This is a genomic window from Corynebacterium amycolatum SK46, assembly GCF_000173655.1.
GTDB classification, from domain to species: domain Bacteria; phylum Actinomycetota; class Actinomycetes; order Mycobacteriales; family Mycobacteriaceae; genus Corynebacterium; species Corynebacterium amycolatum_A.
The window spans coordinates 91,837-112,567 of sequence record NZ_ABZU01000005.1 but is presented as its reverse complement, the minus strand read 5'-3'; the positions used below and the strand labels follow the sequence as shown (position 1 = coordinate 112,567).

At 58.3% G+C, this 20,731-nt stretch carries 17 protein-coding genes; 6 read left to right on the top strand and 11 right to left on the bottom strand.

Features of this window, described 5'->3' with window-relative positions:
• The first annotated feature begins 18 nt into the window (after positions 1-18).
• Positions 19-954: a prephenate dehydratase gene (gene pheA, locus CORAM0001_RS05030; protein WP_005510446.1), complete on the top strand. Its 936-nt coding sequence runs from the start codon at positions 19-21 to the stop codon at positions 952-954.
• Positions 955-957: 3 nt separating this feature from the next.
• On the top strand, positions 958-1,749 hold the full coding sequence (locus CORAM0001_RS05025; protein WP_005510471.1) for a histidine phosphatase family protein: 792 nt from the start codon (positions 958-960) through the stop codon (positions 1,747-1,749).
• Between the two features lie 35 nt (positions 1,750-1,784).
• On the opposite strand, the gene CORAM0001_RS05020 is transcribed toward CORAM0001_RS05025, so the two are convergent.
• The 3 genes from CORAM0001_RS05020 to CORAM0001_RS05010 form a co-directional block, all read right to left on the bottom strand.
• Positions 1,785-2,330 carry a DUF1707 SHOCT-like domain-containing protein gene (locus tag CORAM0001_RS05020; protein ID WP_040361225.1) on the bottom strand — a complete coding sequence of 182 codons (546 nt, stop codon included), beginning with the start codon at positions 2,328-2,330 and terminating at the stop codon, positions 1,785-1,787.
• A gap of 75 nt (positions 2,331-2,405) precedes the next feature.
• Positions 2,406-2,750 (bottom strand): metallopeptidase family protein, encoded by a 345-nt coding sequence (locus tag CORAM0001_RS05015; protein WP_005510452.1) that lies wholly within the window; start codon positions 2,748-2,750, stop codon positions 2,406-2,408.
• 31 nt (positions 2,751-2,781) lie between these two features.
• Complete coding sequence (locus CORAM0001_RS05010; RefSeq protein WP_244261997.1) at positions 2,782-4,041, bottom strand: septum formation family protein; 1,260 nt, start codon at positions 4,039-4,041, stop codon at positions 2,782-2,784.
• Between the two features lie 134 nt (positions 4,042-4,175).
• On the opposite strand from CORAM0001_RS05010, the gene CORAM0001_RS05005 reads away from it, so the two are divergent.
• Together CORAM0001_RS05005 and serS are read left to right on the top strand one after the other, a co-directional pair.
• Positions 4,176-4,826 carry a LysE family translocator gene (locus tag CORAM0001_RS05005; RefSeq protein ID WP_005510443.1) on the top strand — a complete coding sequence of 217 codons (651 nt, stop codon included), beginning with the start codon at positions 4,176-4,178 and terminating at the stop codon, positions 4,824-4,826.
• Positions 4,827-4,872: 46 nt separating this feature from the next.
• Positions 4,873-6,144, top strand: a complete 1,272-nt coding sequence (serS, locus tag CORAM0001_RS05000; RefSeq protein WP_005510481.1) for a serine--tRNA ligase — start codon at positions 4,873-4,875, stop codon at positions 6,142-6,144.
• Positions 6,145-6,475: 331 nt separating this feature from the next.
• Here serS and CORAM0001_RS04995 read toward each other — a convergent pair whose 3' ends face one another.
• The 6 genes from CORAM0001_RS04995 to CORAM0001_RS04970 all read right to left on the bottom strand — a co-directional run bounded on the left by CORAM0001_RS04995 (position 6,476) and on the right by CORAM0001_RS04970 (position 13,594).
• On the bottom strand, positions 6,476-7,318 hold the full coding sequence (locus tag CORAM0001_RS04995; protein ID WP_005510490.1) for a DUF5808 domain-containing protein: 843 nt from the start codon (positions 7,316-7,318) through the stop codon (positions 6,476-6,478).
• Entirely contained in the window at positions 7,315-7,650 is a 336-nt protein-coding gene (locus CORAM0001_RS04990; RefSeq protein ID WP_005510519.1) for a PadR family transcriptional regulator, read from the bottom strand. Before CORAM0001_RS04990 ends, CORAM0001_RS04995 begins: the two co-directional genes overlap by 4 nt.
• A 257-nt stretch (positions 7,651-7,907) precedes the next feature.
• Complete coding sequence (locus CORAM0001_RS04985; protein WP_005510510.1) at positions 7,908-9,080, bottom strand: alpha/beta hydrolase; 1,173 nt, start codon at positions 9,078-9,080, stop codon at positions 7,908-7,910.
• A gap of 142 nt (positions 9,081-9,222) precedes the next feature.
• Complete coding sequence (gene glpK / locus CORAM0001_RS04980) at positions 9,223-10,779, bottom strand: glycerol kinase GlpK (RefSeq protein ID WP_005510503.1); 1,557 nt, start codon at positions 10,777-10,779, stop codon at positions 9,223-9,225.
• Between the two features lie 87 nt (positions 10,780-10,866).
• Positions 10,867-11,613, bottom strand: coding sequence for an MIP/aquaporin family protein (locus CORAM0001_RS04975; protein ID WP_005510441.1), 747 nt, complete (start codon positions 11,611-11,613; stop codon positions 10,867-10,869).
• Positions 11,614-11,860: 247 nt separating this feature from the next.
• Complete coding sequence (locus CORAM0001_RS04970; RefSeq protein ID WP_005510571.1) at positions 11,861-13,594, bottom strand: glycerol-3-phosphate dehydrogenase/oxidase; 1,734 nt, start codon at positions 13,592-13,594, stop codon at positions 11,861-11,863.
• 434 nt (positions 13,595-14,028) lie between these two features.
• Here CORAM0001_RS04970 and CORAM0001_RS04965 point away from each other — a divergent pair, with 434 nt between their 5' ends.
• Together CORAM0001_RS04965 and CORAM0001_RS04960 are read left to right on the top strand one after the other, a co-directional pair.
• On the top strand, positions 14,029-15,657 hold the full coding sequence (locus CORAM0001_RS04965) for a 1-acyl-sn-glycerol-3-phosphate acyltransferase (protein ID WP_005510553.1): 1,629 nt from the start codon (positions 14,029-14,031) through the stop codon (positions 15,655-15,657).
• 6 nt (positions 15,658-15,663) lie between these two features.
• The gene (locus tag CORAM0001_RS04960; protein ID WP_005510528.1) at positions 15,664-16,497 is read left to right on the top strand and encodes a Cof-type HAD-IIB family hydrolase; all 834 of its coding nucleotides are present in this window, start codon (positions 15,664-15,666) and stop codon (positions 16,495-16,497) included.
• A 76-nt stretch (positions 16,498-16,573) separates the two neighbouring features.
• Here the strand turns inward: CORAM0001_RS04960 and CORAM0001_RS04955 are convergent, their stop codons facing one another.
• Both CORAM0001_RS04955 and CORAM0001_RS04950 read right to left on the bottom strand, forming a co-directional pair.
• A complete protein-coding gene (locus CORAM0001_RS04955) occupies positions 16,574-18,988 on the bottom strand; it encodes an N-acetylmuramoyl-L-alanine amidase (RefSeq protein ID WP_005510536.1) in 2,415 nt (804 codons plus the stop codon).
• A gap of 85 nt (positions 18,989-19,073) precedes the next feature.
• Positions 19,074-20,579 (bottom strand): N-acetylmuramoyl-L-alanine amidase, encoded by a 1,506-nt coding sequence (locus tag CORAM0001_RS04950; RefSeq protein WP_005510426.1) that lies wholly within the window; start codon positions 20,577-20,579, stop codon positions 19,074-19,076.
• Positions 20,580-20,731 lie beyond the last annotated feature (152 nt).

Below are 20,731 nucleotides of genomic sequence, written 5' to 3'. Positions count from 1 at the left end.
GCCCTCTAGTCTGAGCTTATGACGACGGTTACTTATTTGGGTCCTGCGGGCACATTCACCGAGCAGGCGCTGTGGGACATGGCGCGTGCTGGCGAGATTGATCCGGCAGGGGAATCCGCGGTCAATGCGGTGCCGGTGGATAGCCCTGCGGCCGCGCTTGGAGCCGTGCGCCGAGGGGAAGCGGACTTTGCCTGCGTGGCTATCGAAAGCAGCGTGGACGGTCCCGTCACACCAACTTTTGATGCCCTCGCTGCTGGGCCGGAGCTGCAGGTTTTCCGTGAAACCGAGGTCGGGGTGGTCTTCTCTATCCTGGTCCGTCCCGGTACGACGGCGGAACAGGTGCGTACTTTTACAACACATCCCGTGGCGTATCCGCAGGTCAAACAGTGGGTGGACGCCAACCTTCCGGGCGTGGAAGTTCATCAGGCCAGCTCCAATGCAGCGGCGGCCCACCAGGTCGCCGAGGGTACCCATGACGCTTGCGCTGCCCCGGCCCGCGCGGGTGAGCTGCTCGGACTTGAGGCGCTGGCCACCGAGGTCGCCGACGTGCGCGGTGCCCGGACCCGTTTCCTGCTGGTGGGGCGCCCCGGCGTGCCGACGCCGCGCACCGGTGCCGACCGCACCTCGGTCTCCTTCACGCTGCCGAACCAGCCCGGCACACTGATGCGCGCCATGAATGAGTTCGCAGTGCGACAGGTCAACCTCACCCGCATCGAGTCGCGGCCGACTCGAGAGCTCTTCGGCCTCTATCGCTTCTACATTGACTGCAACGGTCACGTTGATGATGCACAGGTTGCGGCGGCTCTCGCGGCACTGCACGAATACGCCGAAGATCTGCGCTATCTGGGATCTTGGCCGGTCGCTGAGGGCGGTCGCCGCAGCATTATGACCCCGCCTCCGGATATCTCCCAGTCAATTGAGTGGGTCGACGCGCTCAAGGAAGGACGAAGGTAAAACATGACACCCGCCGCGCCCGAAAATCCAGTTGGACAGCTGCCTTTCCTCGATGACCGCCCAGACCGCCCTGAATCTGTCATGCCGGTTGATTCCCAGCGCATCATTTTCATCCGCCACGGGCAGACCACCGGCAACATCAACCGCCGCCTGGATACCGCATTGCCGGGCGCACCGCTCACCGACCTCGGCGTGAGGCAGGCGCGCAGTCTGGGACGTCTTTTGCTTCCCGACGTCCACAGAATCGGTGACATTGTCACATCCCATGCCCTGCGTGCGCGCCAAACTGGTGCAGGCGCGGTCGCAAGTCTGCACCACCTGGGAGAGACTTCCGTTCGCATCCGCCATGAGGGTGGTCTCCACGAGATTCAGGCCGGCGACCTCGAGGGGCGCAATGATCGCGATGCGCACATGGAGTACATGCGCGCCTTCTACCAGTGGCTCAATGGGGAACTGGAGTACCGACTTCCCGGCGGTGAATCCGGTGCTGACGTGCTGAATCGTTACCTGTCGACGCTACAGCAGCTGCTGGAGCAGGTAGGGGCGACAGGTAGTGAATCCAGGGAGTCCAGGGAGGGCGGCAGCAAGGATGTCGTCATTGTCAGCCACGGCGCGGCTATTCGTCTGATTGGGCAGTATCTGACCGGGGTGGATCCGGAATACGCACTGCGACACCGCATTGCCAATACCGAGCGAATTGAGCTGGTTCCGAACGCAGCGGCCGTCGGCAAGTGTGCCGGCATTGAGCCGGGAATGTGGGATGTGCGTCGCTGGGGCGACAGCGAGTTGCCTTAGACAGGCAGCTGGGCGGCGACTGTCACCGCTGGCCGTTATTGCTGGCCTTCCTGAATCTCGCGGCGCTTCTGCGCTGCCAGGCGTAGGCGTTCCGTGCGACGCTTGGATTCCTCTTCGTTGATTTCGTTGAGGAGTTCTTCTTCGTCATTGTTGATGTTCAAGGCGGCGCGTCCAATGAGGGCAACGGCCGCAGCGGCGACGAAGCCGAACCACGCGTTGTCGATATCGGTGAATAGCATCAGAACGATAGAGACACAAACGATGACGCCTGCAGCAGAGTCAACAATGTTGAGCTGACGGCCCTTTTTCATCAGAGTCTGCAGCTCTTGATCGACACTTTGGTGCTGCAGTTTAGCCTGGGTGCCCTGTGAACTCTCGGGGGATGTCTCAGCGGGCAGATCTGCGAAGAGTGTTTGCAGCTGGGCGCGGGTTTTAGCGACTGCGGCAGCTTCGGTGCGCTTGGAAAACTCATTGATATCCAAGTAGCCGTCAGCGAAATGATTGCCGAGACGCTCCATGGCAGCGTTGCGCTCCCTATCGCCGACCCTGATTTCTGGCTTCTCGCTCGAGTTGTCGCTCATGGTTATTAAGGCTACAGGGAAGAAATCTGCTGTGAAGAAGCCGAGAGGAACGAGACCGTGCACGGCGGGACAAACTTATCCGTAGCCGAGACGGTCCAGATCTTCCTCCTCGAGGCCGAAATAATGCCCGATCTCATGCAGGAGAGTGACCCGAATCTGCTCCACCAGCTCCTCTTCGGTGCGGCTGATGCGGCAGAGCATGTCGCGATACAGGCTGATTTGGTCAGGCGGACCCCAGTGGTTGTTAGAACGCTCGGTCAGAGGAATGCCCTCGTAGAGTCCCAGCAGTGTGGGCTCGTCGAGGTTATACGGGTGGACCTGGATGATGACCTGATCGAGCTGGTCGAGAAACTGCGTGGGGATGCGGTCGATGGCCTCATCGACAAGTGCATCGAACCGATCCGGGCTAACGTCAACCATTTATGGTGCTGCCTTGCAATGTCCTGTTGTTCTACTGTCCTGCGGGAGCGACTGCGTTATCCACAGCGCCTGCTTCTGCACCAGTACCGTCGGCACCGACCTCACCGACGTCGCCTGTGCCAGCGCCAGCGGCAGCGCCAGAGTCACCCTGCTCCTCCCGCAGCGGATTGCGCGGTGGCGGAGCCACGGGCGGCTGGCCGTCGATAGTGAAGGACTCGTTAGCGTGGCCGTTGAGAGTGGAGAACCCGCCCTGGCCATTGTCCTTAATCAACCAGCAGTTCACACTGCGCGAGCCAGCATTGAGCGACTCCTGCGACAGTGACGTCCAAAATGGCAACAGCGTTGAGTTATACAGCGGGTCGTCACCACCGAGGTAATTCTGCGCGAGAGTCACACACTGTTCCGCGAGCACATCATTTTGCTCCTGGTCAGTGGGGATGTTGTCACCGAAATGGTCGCGGAGATTGACAATTCCCGTCGACTCCATCAGGTGATCCTCCACGCACGGCACCTGGCGGATGGCGCCGTTTTCGTCCAATGTCACACAGCGACCACCCTCGAACACGCGGGACTGGTCCTGCCCGGCCGCAGGGCCGGACATGTGCGCCGTGTTGCCGTCTTCATCGACAACCTGGATACCGCACAGGAAGGTTCGGTCACCCTTTTCCCACTGGCTAGGCGAAGGAATGATCGGCGCCGTGATAAATCGACCGTCTGGATCGTACTGGCCGCCCAGGTATTCAGTCACAGTGTTACGGCATACGCCATTTTGCAGAGCCACCAAATTGTCCGCTGTCGGGTAGTTGGCAGTTTTTGCGTATTGCCCCGGATGTTCCTCGTAATCGGCGAGGTTCAGTTTCTTGGCGACCTCATAAGCGTGCGGCTGCTCACAGGGCACGACGCGGAAGTCAGAAACATTCAAATCTTCTGCCAGATTCCAGTCCAGACAGTTGCCCGCGGTTGCGCTGGTGAACGCCGTTGTCTCCTTGTCGACGATGGTCGTCGTTGTCGACGATGACGCGCTTGCCGACGAGTCCTTGCCCCCAAGTGGCCCACTCGGTGGCTCGATGACCCCCGCTTGTAGAGCGAATGCCATGCCCGCGGCGCCAACCAGCATTGCCGTCGACAAAGCACGCATTCCCCAGCTTCCACGCGAGTTACGGGAAGCGTTGGCATCGTTGCTGGCTGCGGAGGATGCACCAGCGCTGGCATCTGCGCCAGTACCTGCACCGGAGTCAGTGTTTGTGGCGGCAGCGTGCTCGCGATCCTGGTTCATATTGTCATCAGCCATAGTGACCCCATTGTGCACCGCCAATGAGCCTGTGGACAAGGTAACGCTCTGCCCGAGTTTGCGCTCCGAGTTTGCTCAATAACTTCAAGCACTACAATAGTCCGGTATTTGTTCGCTACCCGAGGACACGAGTCTTGACCTGGACTGCACTACTCAGCCTGCTGGGCGTCCACATTCTAGGAATGGCCTCACCAGGGCCGGATCTTTTCCTTATTCTGCGTCTTGCCACTAAATCCCGTAAGCACGCCATCGCGGCAGTAGCGGGTATTAGCACTGGAGCCGCTATCTGGATCACGCTTACAGTATTTGGATTCGCAGCTGTCATCACAGCAAATCCCCTGCTGATGGGGGCAATTCAGCTTGTCGGTGGTTGTTATCTCATTTACATGGGCATCAGTATGGCCAAGGCAGGCATCAATACCCTCCGTGAACTGCGTGCCGGTGCCGCACCAGCGCTGGGAAGCGAGGCGCTCCGGTCGCCGAAGGCGACGTTCCGCCAGGGCTTTTTCACCAACATGTCGAACCCGAAGATTGTTCTCTTCCTCACGGCAGTGCTTTCACAGTTCATTCCCGCGGGCGCATCTGTGGGGACGCTCGTGCTTTGTACGTTGGTGCTAATCGTCTCCCAAATCGCTTTCTTCCTATTTATCGCAATCGTGGTGTCGACGGATGCCGTCGTCAAGCGAATGGTGCTGGCAGGACCGTGGATTGACACTGTCGCCGGCGCAATCTTCCTCGTCCTCGGCGCGCTGCTGGTCGCCTCAGGAGCGGAAGCGGCGCTCTAACCCGCGCGTACCTGCTTATCGACGTAAACCAGGTACTCTAGGGGACGTGATTGATCTCAAATTTCTCCGCGAAAACCCTGAAGTAGCCCGCGAGTCCCAGCGCACCCGTGGTGAGGACCCGGCATTGGTCGATCAGCTGCTGGAAGCTGACGCTAAGCGCCGTGAGGTTATTGCCTCCACCGACGCGCTGCGTTCGGAGCAGAAGGGCTTCGGTAAGAAGATTGGTCAGGCGTCGAAGGAAGAGCGCCCGGCCATGCTGGAGAAGGCCAAGGAGCTTTCCGACGCCGTGAAGGCAGCCGAAGCGGAGCAGAAGGAAGCCGAGGCTGAGGTCGAGCGCCTGCAGTACCTGATTGGCAACATCGTTACGGGTGCGCCCGCCGGCGGCGAAGATGACTTTGTCGTGCTGGAGGAAATCGGTGAGATTCCACAGTTCGACTTTGAGCCCAAGGACCACCTGGACCTCGGTGAGTCGCTGGGTCTTATTGATATGGAGCGCGGCGTCAAGGTCTCCGGTTCCCGCTTCTACTTTCTGACCGGCTACGGTGCCATGCTGCAGCTGGCCATGATGAACCTGGCTGCTCAGAAGGCAATTCAGAATGGCTTCCAGCTGATGGTGCCTCCTGTACTGGTTCGTCCGGAGACCATGGCGGGTACTGGCTTCCTTGGCGCGCACTCCGATGAAATCTACTACCTGCAGGAAGATGACCTATACCTGGTCGGTACCTCGGAAGTCGCGCTGGCCGGCTACCACTCCAACGAGATTATTGACCTGTCGGAGGGGCCGCGTCGCTACGCGGGTTGGTCTTCCTGTTTCCGTCGTGAAGCGGGCTCTTATGGCAAGGACACTCGCGGTATCCTGCGCGTGCACCAGTTCGACAAGCTGGAGATGTTCTCCTACTGCCCGCCGGAGCAGGCGGAGGCAGAGCACCAGAAGTTGCTGAACATGGAGCGCGAGATGCTAGCCGCGGTCGAGGTGCCGTACCGCATCATCGATGTCGCTGGTGGTGACTTGGGTGCATCGGCTGCCCGCAAGTTCGATACTGAGGCTTGGGTGCCGACGCAGAACACCTACCGTGAGTTGACCTCGACTTCTAACTGCACGACTTTCCAGGCTCGTCGTTTGAAGACCCGCTACCGCGATGCCGACGGCAAGTCGCAGTACTGCGCCACCCTAAATGGCACGCTGGCCACGACGCGTTGGCTGGTCGCCATTTTGGAAAACCACCAGCAGGCCGATGGTTCTGTGGTGATTCCGGAAGCCCTGCGTCCGTTCATGATGGGCAAGGAAGTTCTCGAGCCGGTTAAGCGAGCCGGTTAAGCAGGTGCGGCCCCGCCCCAGCTCATCCGCGACTTCACGACACCTATGTCACCTCATGCCACCTCCACAGCTGGCACGAGGTGACATAGGTGTCGTGAAGTGGCTTTTTCGGGCGTGAGTCGTGTAATTGCGCTAAAAAATTAATTGGGGGATTGAGAAGGTAAAAACACCGGGAAGGTTGAGTGTAGAAACACAACCGAAAACACAACCGAAAACACACCTGAACCAGGGGGATAGCCTCACTCGAGGTGGTAGAGGTTGTTTACAACATTCGGATTACAACAATCTTTCTGATGAGTCTTTCACCTGCTGATGTCTCCTGCACCATGATTTAGGCCACCCCAGCTTTCTTCCACGTAGCCTTCAGTCCAGCGAAGAGAGGAAGGACAAGGCATGCGGCCGAAGCCGCGACCGATGCCACGGCAACGCCAGCTCGCACAAGTGCTGGATTGAGCTTGGAGTTTTCCTCCGTGAGAACGCCAATCAGCTGCGATGATGTAATTGTGCTTGCGAGCGCGCCTAGAGACGCAACGCGCAGAGTATCTTCGCGGTCATCTGCCTTGAGCAGCGAAGCAGCTGAAAGTCCAGCCCCGGCCGTAGAAACCACGAAGGGAAGAAGCAGAGTTTCCTTCGGTGCTGTCTTCTGAACTGCCTCGCCGTTTAGCTTCCATTTTGTGTGGACTTCTGCAGGCAACTGCTTCCAGGACATAGCCAGTGCGACGCCGTGCGCAACCGTCACGGCCGCGGGGAGGAAAGCGGTCGCCTGCATTGCGCGAGCTGGAATTTCAGAGATAACCTCACCGTCAATATCGTCCGGTCGGACAATCCCCAGCTTGGTCGCTACTGCGGCCCAGTTGATAGACCAGCCAAAACCCAACAGGTGAGGTTGGAGGATCCGCGGGTCGTCCATGTTCCACAGGGAAGCGCGACCGCTTTTGGTAAATACCCGAAGCGGTTTGGAGAGGTACCTGCGCAAGGTGCTTGGTTCACCAACCTGTTCGGCTACGCAATTTGCGTAGTCGGTCGCCGTTCCCAGCTCTTCGGTCAGGTCCGCGTGGACGTCGTTAAGCTCTTGCAGAAGACTCTTCTGCTCGGCGATGATCGCCTTGCGTTGTGCGTGCGATATGCCGATTTCGCGCAGTTTGTGGTCAATGGCGGTGAGGTAGGTGTTCATTGGGGCTCCTCGGAAAATAGTGCGGTCATGTCGGCGGATAGATCGATGAAGTCCTGATGTAGCTGCGTGAGTGTTTGCTTTCCTTTATCAGTCAGCGAGTAGTACTTGCGAGGCGGTCCCTTGGGGGATTCCTCCCAGCGATTGCTGATCAAGCCGTTGGTGGTCAGCCGCGAGAGCAGGGGGTAGACGGTTCCCGCGGGTGCGCTGAGGTGGGGGTAGGCGTTGAGCTTTGCGACGAGTGCCGCGCCATAGAGTTCTTCGCGAGAAATCAGCTTGAGAATGGCGAGCTCAAGTACCCCTTTCTTCAGTTGTGTTTGTGGACGTTTGGCCATTGCGTTGTGCTTTCTTTCCGGCGGTATGGAGGAATCTGCCCGGGCAGAATATTTCCTATACCAAGTACCTTGTAATGCCAACTATACGCGCAGTAGTTTGTATTGCCAAGTACTACACGTCTATATAGTGGGTAGAGAACAGGGCAAAGAAAAAGAGGGGCAATTGTCAGAAGACAATCGCCCCTCATTCCACCGGGTTAGCTCTATGAAGAACTCGTAACTGCTGGGAAGTGGTTCTGTTCCTATTTAGCGTTCAATTAGATGCGCGCATCAAGCCAGGCAATAGCCGTCGCAATGGCCTGGTGCTGTGCTGGCTCGTTGAAGGTCTCGTGGAACTGGCCTTCGAACTCAATCAGCTGCTTATCGGTGGACGAGATGCCGTTGTACCAGTCGCGTGAGAAGAACGGCGGCACAATCTCATCCTGGCCACCCATCATGACCAGAGTTGGCTCAACAAAGTCGACGGAGTTGGTGCCGTTGTAGGTGGCGGCAAAAGCCATCTGCTGAGCCATGCCGAGCGAGAGCTTGGAGTTGTTGTACGGATCGGTTTCGTACTCGTCGCGCACTGTCTGGGAAGAAGACGTCTTCGCGCCCAGCGGGTTGCCAACCTGAATCAAGTCGCTGCCGGGTAGCGACGGCACGCGCATCTCAGTGCGGTTCGGCACTTCCTTGAGCATGCGAGCGTTGAATGTGGTCATGTCCTGGAACGGCAGGCGCTGGTAAATCGTCGGCTGCGCCTCGCGCTGGACATCGGTCATGGCTTCTGGAGTGATGGTTTCGCCCTTCTCCGTGCCGCCGTAGGGGTTGAAAAGAGCACCGCCACCATTGGCGATAATGCCATCGACAGAGCCTGGGTACTTGATGCCGTGGAAGTCCACAGCCAATCCACCCATGGAGTGGCCGAGCAGGAAGGTCTTCGTGCTCGGGTTCTCCGCCTTGGCCTTTTCGACGAGCATGTGCAGGTCATCGACAAGCGAGTGGAAATCATCAATATGGCCACGGGCAACTGGGGTGCCTTCGACCTGGCCCGAGTGGCCGTGCCCGCGGTGGTCAATGCGGTAGACGTTGTAGCCGGCATTCAGCAGCTTGCCGGTTACCCACTCGTAGCGACCCAGGTGTTCTGCAGCGCCATGCACGACGACGACAGTGGCTTTGGCATTCGGGATGGTGTTGGACTTCCAGTAGATCTGGGTGCCCTTACCATCCTGTGAGGTCATGTAGCCGTCGGTGACCGTAACGTGGCGTCCGTCAACAGTGGTGGTCGGTGCTGGGGTGGTTGGCAGCTCGACCATTGCAGTGGACTGCGGGTCAGGAGTTGGTTCCAGCGGGTTCTTGATGAAATCCGTTGGGGCTGCTGATGCTGCCGGGGTGGCCAGGGCCAAAGTCAGGGCGGTGGTCACACTCGCAGTGAAAATCGATGCGCGACGCATGATTGCTCTTTTCTGTTTTCAATTGAGGAGTGGATGGTAGTTATAATAATTTTATTATAACAAACAAGCACTGAATTTATAATAAAAATGGCTCGGAAAACCGGATAGGTTTTCCGAACCATTTTTAGGCTCTTACGAGGACTTATTCAGGCTTCGGCGCCTCCTCAGCATCGGTATCCTCGACCCAGCCGTAGGTGCGTTCAACGGCACGGTTCCACTGGTGGAACAGGCGATCGCGCTCTTCGGCCTCCATCTTCGGACGCCACTTCTTGTCAATTGTGATGTGGGCCTTAACCTCATCCAGGCTGGACCAGAATCCAACACCAAGACCGGCAGCGTAGGCGGCGCCAAGCGCTGTGGTCTCGATATTGTTCGGACGCGTGACTGCTACGTCCAGGATGTCAGACTGGAACTGCATGAGGAACTCGTTCATGGTCATGCCACCATCAACGCTCAACGTCGTGATGTCCGTGCCGGATTCTGCAACCATGGCATCGAGAACCTCACGGGTCTGGTAAGCAGCAGCCTCCAACACAGCGCGGGCGATATGGTTGCGGTTGACAAAGCGGGTCAGACCGACGATGACGCCACGGGCGTCTGGCTGCCAGCGGGGAGCGAAGAGACCGGAGAAGGCCGGCACGATGTACACGCCACCGTTGTCCTTGACGCTCTTTGCCTTGTTCTCGATGGAAGCGGCATTTGGAATCATCTGCAGCTCGTCACGAAGCCACTGGACAAGTGCCCCGCCCATGGAGACAGAACCCTCGAGAGCGTAGACAGGCTTCTCATCCTTGACCTGGTAGCAGACAGTGGAGATGAGACCATGCTCGGACCACTTCGGGTTCTCGCCGGTGTTCATAAGCATGAATAGGCCGGTGCCGTAGGTGTTCTTGGTGTCGCCTTCGTTGAAGCATCCCTGACCGAACATGGCGGCCTGCTGGTCGCCGAGGATGCCAGTAATCGGCCGCCCAGCAAGGGAACCGCGGGCACGGACGCGTCCAAAGTCGCCTACCGACGGTCGAATCTCCGGCAGCATCGACATCGGAATACCGATCTCTCGGCAAATGTCCTCGTCCCACTCCAGAGTCTTGAGATCCATCAAGAGAGTGCGAGAAGCGTTGGTGACATCGGTTGCGTGGATTGCAGCTTCGCCGTTGTCGCCCTCTGCGCCACCGGTAAGGTTCCACAGCAGCCAGGTGTCAATCGTACCGAAGAGCAGGTCACCAGCTTCGGCCTTTTCGCGGGCACCTTCTACGTTGTCAAGAATCCAACGTACCTTCGGTGCGGCTGGATAAGAGTTGATACGCAGGCCCGTGGTCTCACGCCAGCGATCCGGCCCCTCATCTCCCATGAGTTCCTTGCAGATTGTATTGGTGCGGGTGTCCTGCCAGACGATGGCATTGTAAATGGGTTCACCAGTGTTCTTATCCCAGACGACAGTGGTTTCGCGCTGGTTGGTGATGCCAATTGCTTCAACATCCTCAGAAGGCAGGTCGAGGTCTGCGAGAGCCTCGCTGACTACGCGCCTAGTGTTCGTCCAAATCTCTTGAGCGTCGTGCTCGACCCAGCCCTCTTCTGGGAAAATCTGCTTGTGCTCCATCTGAGAAACAGTGACGATTTCTGCTTCATGGTTGAAGATGATGCAGCGGGTGGAAGTAGTTCCCTGGTCAATGGCGAGGACGTATTTGCTGTGCATCATGGGGGATACTCCTAGCGAAATTGTGTGTAGATGTGAGTTTTCAGTCGTGCGCTATTCTATTGTGCGTTTGCTCTCATGCTCCCGTTATCAGATGGCAAGAGCAAGGGCGCCTGTGGCAACGGCAGCCAACATTGGAGCAACAATCGGAACCCAGGCGTAAGACCAGTTTGCATCGCCCTTGCCCTTAATCGGAAGGACGAAAGCGTAGGCCAGGCGGGGGCCGAGGTCACGAACGGGGTTGATGGCGTATCCGGTCGGGGAACCCAGGGATAGGCCAATCGACACAATGATGAACGAGACACCGAAGTACTTCAGTGGACCAAGTTCGCCCCCGGTGGGGCCGAACAGGATGAATGAGAGCAGAACGAACGTCGCAAGGAACTCGGTGACGGCATTCCAGAAGTTGTTTGGATGAAGCGGTGCAGTGAAAAAGTTGCCACCAGTTTCAGCATTAGCGTTGGTCGGATTGCCGTTGTCATCGACACCATTGGCATCGAAAAGCTGTTTAAATGCAGCCCATGCGAGGATAGCGCCGACAAATGCGCCGAGCAGCTGACCAGTGACGTAATACGGGACCAGATTCCATCCCACAGTGCCATCGAATGCCAAAGCGACTGTTACCGCTGGGTTTAGGTGGCCACCGGATACGTCAGCGATTGAGGCGCCAGCGAAAACGGCCAGACCCCATCCGAAAGCAATGCCTAACCAACCTGCATTTGCGGCGCGGGTTGTCCGCAGGTTGATAGCGGCACAAACTCCGTTACCTAGAAGGATCAGAATTGCAGTTCCGAAAAATTCCCAGAGGAATGCCTGGGATCCTGTGATTGTCTCCATGAGATGTAAAACTCTCTGTGAGTCGTAACCGTGCCGGGTCACGATGATTCTTGCAACGTCGAATTCTTCGGGTAGAAGAAATGCCGGCGAGAACTGACATTTCGCCGGCACTATTTATTTCGGCCCATCAACCCCCATGAAGTGCGAGACCGCGTTTTGCGCGAAGCAACAAATTACGTCTTAGTTACTGCGCTGGTGGCCATTCAAGAACAACCTAGTATGGCCACCTGGGGAGATGGGGAATGAGTTAGCGGTCGAGGCTGACGTCGACGTCCGCGCGAGTCTCCACTGCGTGAGAGGCAATCTCGTTAGCGGCCTTGTCAGTCAGCTCATGCTCAGCTGCCAGAGTTGCTTCGACGCGCTCGATGAAGACCTTGATTTCCTTCTCCATCGTTTCCTTGTCCCAGCCCAGAGCAGGAGCAACCAGCTCTGCTGCAGCACGGGCGCTGTCTACGCCGCGGTGTGCGTACTCCATGGAGACACGCAGGCGACGCTCCAGAATGTCGTCAAGGTGCATAGCGCCCTCGTGGGTAACTGCGTAGAGAACCTCAGCGCGCATGTACTGTTCGGCAGCCTCTAGTGGCTCGAGCAGAGACTTATCCTCGGCTGCGGGAGCCAGCACTTCGTAGATGAGGGAGCCATAGCGGTTAAGAAGGTGATCGACCTGCTTCTCGGTGATGCCGAACTGCTTGGCCAACTCTGGCTTCTGGTTGTTCAGTGCGTGATAGCCGTCAGCACCGAGCAGCGGAACATCTGCAGTGACGGACTCCGGTACCTTGCGCGGGATGTCCTGGACAGCAGCGTCAACCGTGTCAGCGCCGATGACTCGGTAGGTGGTGTACTTACCGCCTGCGACGGAGACCATGCCCGGGGCCACGTGGGCGACAGCGTGGTTGCGGGAGAGGTTAGTGGTGGAGTCGGAATCACCTTCCACCAGTGGACGCAGACCAGAGTAGACACCGACGATGTCGTCGTAAGTAATTGGACGGCGAACCTTGGCGTTGACGTGATCGAGGATGTAGTCGATGTCAGCGCGGGTAGCTGCCGGGTTGGCCAGGTTCATGGTCCAGTCGGTGTCGGTGGTGCCGATAATCCAGTACTCACCCCACGGGATGACGAACAGGACGGACTTCTCGGTCACGAAGGTCATTGCCACAGAGCCCTCGAGAGCGGACTTCGGAATAACAATGTGGACGCCCTTGGAGGTGTGGACGCGGAACTTGCCCGTAACACCGGCCAGCTTCTCAATCTCATCGGACCAAATGCCGGTGGCGTTGACGAAAACGCTGCCGCGGATGGTGGTGGTAGCGCCGGTGTCGGTGTCGAGGAGCTTCGCGCCAACGATGCGCTCGCCTTCCTTCACGAAGTCGACAACCTGAGTGGAGGTGCGGACGTCAGCGCCGAAGTGAGCGGCGGTGCGCAGGACAGTCATGGTGTGACGGGCGTCGTCAACCAGAGTGTCGTAGTAGCGAACGCCGCCGACCACAGCATCTTCCTTCAGGCCCGGAGCCTGCTTCAGAGTTCCCTTGCGGGAGTAGTGCTTCTGCATCGGAACCTGCTTGGCGCCACCCATGACGTCGTAAAGGAAGAAGCCCGATGCCATGAATGGGCGCTCCCATACGCGGTGAGTCAGAGGGAAGACGAAGCGCAGTGGCTTAACCAGGTGCGGTGCCAGATGCGACATGGACAGTTCGCGCTCGCGCAGGGATTCAGCTACCAAGCGGAAGTCCAACATCTGCAGGTAGCGCAGACCGCCGTGGAACATCTTGGAGGAGCGGCTGGAGGTGCCGCCCGCGAAGTCACGAGTTTCAATGACCGCAGTCTTCAAACCACGGGTAGCAGCATCGAGCGCGGCACCAGCGCCTACAGAACCGCCGCCGATAATTACGACGTCGTACTGCTCAGTACCGAATTTTTCCCAGGTCTTTTCATGCTGTTCTTTGTTCAGAACTGCAGATGGGGCGAGAGATGAAGAGGACACAATTTCCAATCCTTCCCGGTGGAGGGTGTTGATTTTTCGTCGAAGAGAATTTCTCGGCTCACGGCTCACGCTACCAAAAAAGCATCAATTTGTAAGCGCCAACCTACGGTTACGTAGATATAAATAACGGGCTAAGAAGCCAAGAGGGTGCTAACTAAAATGTTGTCTAAGTTCCTGCAGGTAGAAGGTTATTTTAATGGCGATTCACTGCTTTTATGGCAAAAGTAATCAGGTGTCCATACTCCCCGGAATGGGGGTGGTAAAAATGGCTAGCAGGCACTTACCAGGTAAGCGGTGTGCGCACTGCCGGGCAATTGAGGGACATACTCGGATTTACACATGACTAATGGCCTGTAACGGCCAATTTGTCCGAGTATCAGATACCGGTGCTTATTGCCCCGCTAAGGGGTGCGAAAGATTGTAGAGTAAAAGTCATGTTCAAGGATCCTGTGTATTTCGCCATAATCGGATTGGCGCGCACCGTCTTCTTTGCCCAAGGTTTGAAGTTCACCGTTAAGGGTTGGGAAAACGTGCCAAAGAAGTCTGGCGCCGTTCTGGTTACTAACCACACCGGATATATGGACTTCACCTATGTCGGTCTTCCATTCCGTAAGTACCGCCGTTATGTGCGCTTTATGGCGAAGAAGGAGGTCTTTGACCATCCAGTCGCGGGGCCAATCATGCGTGCCTGTAGGCACATTCCGGTTGACCGCACCGACGGCTCCAAGTCCTTCGAGGAGGCGTGCAAGAAGCTGGAAAATGACGAGCTGGTAGGTATCTTCCCGGAGTCGACGATCTCGCGCAGCTTCGAGGTCAAGAATTTGAAGTCTGGCGCAGTGCGTATGGCACAGCGCACCGGAAAACCGATTATCCCTGTGTTAATTGTGGGATCTCAGCGGGTATGGACCAAGGGGCATCCCAAGCACCTTGGCCGCAGCAATACCCCAATTCATATGGTGGTTTTGCCGCCGTGGCACCCGGAGGGGGATCCGGTGGAAGCCACTGAAAAACTGCACGAAATTATGGATCAGGGGGTTCGTCAGCTCTGGGACGAGTACGCAGCTGAAGAAGGCCCACTGCCCAAGGGTGCCTACTGGGTACCGGCTCGGCTCGGTGGTGGCGCACCGACGTTCGAAGATGCTCAGTCCGAAGACCTCAAGGTCGAAGAAGAGCGTCAGCGCATCCGTCATTTGCGCGGTGATCTGGCAGCATTCAAGGAAAAGCTAGCCGAGTCGGCGCGTGAATTCGGCGATCAGACCAGGCAGCAGTTCCTCGATGCCTCGCAAACGATGAGCGCGGAGTCTGCTCGCCGAAGGGAACAGACGGCCGCCTTGTTGGCGCAGTTCCGTCAGTCTGTGGAACAGATGGCTGATGATGTTGTCGCCGGTGCCAAGGAGAGCAAGGAGTCCGTGCGCACCGCCACGGATTCGATGCGCGTGACGTTCCGCGAAGCGTACGTGCAGCTAGAGAAGGCCTCCGCCTCCGGAGTCGAACAGACGCAGCAGACCGTTTACCGTCTTATCGGCCAGTCGATGATGATTCGCGACAAGCTTCCACAGCGCTTGAACAGGCTCATCACCGCTCAGCCGGAGACGTTTATCTTCGATTACCCCGCATCGCTTGCCGACGACGCGGGCAATATCAGCGAAGAAACCATGAAGGCCTTGCAGCAGCTCGGCGATGCCGGAGTCACAATCGTTGTTCTGCACGAACCGGGAGATAAGCCGAATCTATCGGCTTTGGAGTCGGTTGACCTGCAGGTCGTGGAGCTTCCGGAGGGCGCCAGCAAGCTGGACGTCACAAATGCGGTGGTAAGCACGCTGCGCAAGCAGGCTCGCAAGGAAGAAACTGCGATTCTTTTTGCCGGTCGCTCGAACTTTGAGGAAGCCACACAGCGTGTCGGCATGCCGGTAGTTATGGCTGATGCGGACTGGTCCCTGCTGAAGAACGCGGATTGGGTAATCGACACTGTCGAACATGGGGGAGTAGCCGCAACGCTGCAGTTGTTGCACGACCGGTTCTGCGATGACGGTGAAGATGACAACAGCGAGGACGGCAAGTAGTTCGCCGTGACCGAGAGACTACATCCTCTTCTCGTAGCTTCGGATATTGACGGGACGTTCATTGACTCGCGGGAGCGGGTAACTCCCCGCCTGCGACAGGCCGTCACGCGAATGCTACGCCGCGGAACCCCGTTGGTGCTGGCTACGGGAAGGCCGGCTCGGTGGTTGCAACCAGTGCTCGAGCAGCTGCCGGTTCAGCCACTGTGTGTATGCGCCAATGGTGCGGTGGTCTATGACTCCGGCCGTGATGAAGTGGTTGCCGCCAACACACTGAAGCCGGAGACGCTGCGATACGTCGTCAAGCATGCGCGTGAAGCGGCGCGATCCATCGGTGGAATCGGCATTGCGGCAGAGCGCGCTGGGACGTCGGCGAATGATGCCATCGATGAGCTTTTTGTGGTGGCGCCGTCCTATGACCATGCGTGGGAATCGGATGAGCACGGTGAGCTTGCTGAAGAGGCCGTGTTGTCGGAACCCGCGACGAAACTCTTGCTGCGAAACTCAGATGTGGACAGTGCGCAGCTATATGAGCTGGTCGCCCCCGCAATTGACGCGAGCTTGGCGCACGTGACCTACTCCATGCCGGACGGGCTGTTGGAGGTGTCCGCGCCGGGCGTGACTAAGCGCGCCGGGCTGGAATACGTGTCTGAACTGGTCGGAGCGACCGCGAAAGATGTGGTCTGCTTCGGTGACATGCCGAACGATATCGAGATGCTGTCGTGGGCGGGCACGGGTGTGGCCATGGGCAATGCGGCTGACAACGTCAAGGAGATTGCAGACGAAATCACCGCCACCAATGATGATGACGGTGTTGCTCGCGTGCTGGAGCGCTGGTTCTAGCTAGCCTCGAGGTTTTCCCCGCGCCAGCTAGCTCACCCAGCGCTCGACAGCGTCTGCTTCAGGGTTACTGCAGCGTTTACTTCAGCTCGGTCTTGACTTCGCCGGTGGTGCGGTCGAAGGTGATTGAACCGTTCTGGAACTCAGCGCGCTCGATGTTTCCATCGACCACCTGGGTCTTCGTCGGAGCACCCAGCTTGCCGACCTCGAAGCCCTGGCGGGCCCACTCATCAGCAATCTTGCCCCAGATAGCGTGAGCACCGGTGGTGTCGGAGTCGGTGATTACGCCGTTGGAGAACTTCACGTAGCGCAGGGCATCGGCCTGGCCAGCATTGTTCGCCACGGTAGAACCACTCTGGATACCGGACATTGCGTAACCGAGAACGGAGCCCATTTCCTCGGAAACTTGGCGCCATTCGGCAGCCAGGTCGTTCTGCTCATTGATAGTGATGATCTGGTCAATCAGGACCGGCAGGTCAGCAATCGACGGGCCGTTTTCAATCGAGCGTCCAACGGCCCCCAGAATCGCATCGGCGGTCTGTCCCAGGCCCGGTGCACCGAGCATGCCCAGCGCCGAGGCCAGCATCGAACGTGCACCCGAGACTGTCTCCAGAGCCTGTGCCTTCTGCTGCTCGTCGGATGCGCTCGGCGAGGAGGAGTTGCTCTGCTCGCTTGCCGACGGTGCGGAGGAGTCAGCCGTAGCAGTGTCACTGGTGTTCGTGGCGTCGGTTGGCTCCGAGGTATTCGAAGTACCCGAGGTGGTCGAGTCGGAGCTCGACGTTGTCGACGAAGTGGTGCTCGATGCGCTCGAGGACTTCTCGGAGGACGAGGTCGTGGACGTGCCCGTGGATGCCGAGGTGGTCGAGGTAGTAGAGCTCGACGTGGTCGATTCGGTCGACTGCGAGTCTGTGTCCTCTGCGGTCTTATCGTCCTTTTCATCCTGCGGAACGAGGAGATCGATTAAGCCGTCGGGGCCCTCATTATCAATCTTTCCGCTGGTGAGGGTGTTGTACTTCTTCTCGGCAATCGAGCGGATCTTGCTCATCTGGGCGTAGCCAGCATCACCTGGGCAGGTGGTGTTACCAACGTCGCGGTGCGCGAAGATTGTCGGCAGAGTGACCTGCTTACCGTATCCATACTTGGAGTAGCTGGTGCCACCCGAAGTCATCTGAATCTGGCCGGTCGGCTTGATGCCGGCGACCTTCAGGCGCCAACCAATCATATTGCCCACCGAGTTCAGCGCAGCCTCACTGGGAGCAACCGAAGAGTAGTTACCCATCATGGAGATGCCGAAAGTACCGGTGTTGAAGCCACCTGCGTGTGCGCCCTGGACATTCTTATCCAGCCCACCGTAGCGGCCCTCGTAGATGTTGCCGTACTTGTCGACAAGTGCGTTGTATCCGATGTCGCACCAGCCCAGAGTCTGTGCATGGTACTGGTAAATGCCGCGGACGATACCAGCGGACTGGCTCTCGGTGTAGTTGTTTGAACCAGCGGTGTGGTGCACGGTGGCACCGACAAGCTTGCTGTCGTAGTCTGCGCCCTTACAGCGGTTATTTTCGTTGGCGCCCCAGCCGGCACGGGTAATGACCTTCGGCATGCCCGTGACATTCTTGGCATCCACAATTGGGTCGATGCCGGATGCAGCAGCTTGGCCGTCGATTAGCACCGCATCGACCTGGTCGATCGGCAGTTCATCGGCGACCGGCTCGATGTCCGTCCACTTCACTGGGAGGTTCGGCGAGTCCAGATTTGCAGCGTCGTTAGCGCTCGGAGCAGTCGGGTCATCGAGTGCGTCCCCAGGAGCTGCATCCGGAGTTTGTTGGTAGTCGGAAGCGGCCTCGGCGACATCCTTGGCCGCATCCGTAGCGGAATCCTTTGCATCCTCCACGGCCTTCTTTGCGCCCTCAGCATTAATCTCGTCGAGGTTGAGCTTGGACAGATCCAACTTCTCAGCGCCCTTGATGTCCTTCAGATCCACGCCGGAACCCGGGCCGAAGATATTGAGTCCGTGGGTGGAAACCTGAACACGCTTGGTTGGCTCGATGTAGATGAGCTCCGTTCCGTTCAGGCCGTTGCCATTGCCTTCAGCGGGGTAGTCCGGGTCAACGCTGAACCAGTCGGACCAGGAGCCGTCGGCGCGCTCGGCGCGGACGAAGCTGGCGATATCAGGGTCACCGGCCCACGTCAGCGCAAACTGGGAAAACTCCGTATCGGAGGTAATTTCCTTGACGACACCACGGTTGGGGTGAGCCTCGTCGACAAGCGACTGCGTTGCGATTGCTGCGTCTTCAACGAGAACGGAGACGCTGTCTGCAAGCGACTTGCTCTGGACGATTGGGTCGATGGGACCGGCGCCGTTTTCCTCGATGAGGTCATAAGCGGCACCTGCACCGACAACGGCAACGGGTGTCAGGGCAAGGGTCGCCACGGCAGCGAGTACCAAGGATTGCTTGGCACCTGCGCGGCGATTGATGCGGCGGCGACTAAACACGGTAATAACTCCTGGGTGATTACGAAAATCTGGTGCTACACCACAAATGCGATGTGGTCATGCCTGGATTGGATAAGCGGGGGACTTAGTTCTGGGGTGCGAACCAGGCCTGCGTAGCTTCGGCAGGGTTGGTTGGCAGGGAATCAGTTAGAAACTCACCAACAACCTCGCCTGGCGTGGGCGTTTCCACGTTTCCGAGGGAACCGCCGTTGTCGCCCGACTCGCCGGTGCCCGGAATCGGCGGAATGCTGGCGGCCTCTCCGTCCTGGTTGTTCGGATCCGTCGAGCGGCCAGCGATATCTGCTCCACCGGCACCATCAAACTTGGCTTTGGCTGCAGCGCGGATGGCATCCATCTGCTGGTAGCCGAAGTTGCCCGGGCACGAGGTGTAGCCGGTGTCGCGGTGACCGAAGATAGCCGGGAGGTTCACGGTCTGGCCGGAGCTGTAGCGTGCCTTCGAGTAGCCGGCGCTGGTCAGCGCGGCGGTGGACATCGGATCGACGCCGCCGACCTTCATACGCCAGCCGACCATCTCGCCGAGTGCAGTGACAGCCGCATCCGGAATCTCCAGCTGATCGTGGTTGCCCATCACCGAGATGCCGAAGGTGCCGTTGTTGAAGCCACCTGCGTGTGCGCCCTCGATGTTCTTGTCCAGGCCGCCGTAGCGGCCCTCGTAGATGTTGCCGTACTTATCGACCAACGCGTTGTAGCCAATATCGCCCCAGCCCAGCGTCTTTGCGTGGTAGGCGTAAATGCCGCGGACAATGGCTGGCCCCTGGGACTCTGAGTAGTTATTGGAACCCGCGGTGTGGTGGATGCACGTGCCCTTGAAGGTGCTGTAGGAGCTCGAACCGCTGCGGATGGACTCATCTGCGCCCCATGCTGCACGGCTAATTACATTTGGCGCACCGGCAATCGACGACTCGTACGCAACTGGCTGAATAACCTCGCCGACCTGCTCTACGCCGTCGATGAAAACTGCCTGGACAGCGTTGAGGGACAACGCGGCCGTAGCGCTGACGAGGTCCTGCAGGGAACCGCCGATAGTGGCGGGGTCAAGGTTGTCGATACCAATGATGTTGCGGGGATCCAGGCCTTCGAGGAGGTTCAGGCCGACAGTCGACACCTGCACGCGACGGGTGGGCTCAACAAACAGCAGCTCGGTACCCGACTGTCCGGAGTTATTCATCGGGCCGTGCGAATCAGCGTGGAACCACGGGCCAAAGCTGCCGTCTTCGCGCTCGGCGCGAACGTAGAGCTGCAGATTGTCGTCGCCCGGCCAGGTCAGAGCGAACTGGGAGAACGGTTCGTCGCGGGTGATGTCCTTCACGAATCCGCGAAGCGGGTGCAGGGCATCGGTAATGGCATGCGTGCCGACGGCCGCGTCGTCAATCATCATCGTGACAGCGTCAACCAGCGGCGATGTTGAAATCTTGGCCGCGATGGGGCCTACGCCAGGGCTTTCAACCAGGGTAGGGGCCTGGCGAATGCCCCATGTTGCTAGCGGAGCTGCGGCAGCAGTAGCTGCCAGTCCATAGAGGAAGGTGCGACGGCCCATCGACGGGGCATTGATGCGACGGCGAGTTGGCACGGTAAAAGCTCCAAAAAAATGGGGTACAGGGTTATCGACCCGGGGTCGAAGGGAAAGAAAATTGCAAAGCAACAGAAAATTCTGAGGAGGATGTTACCAGTGTGACTAAAAAAATCTAGTGAGGCATCTGTGTTTCCCCGTTAATTTTGGGA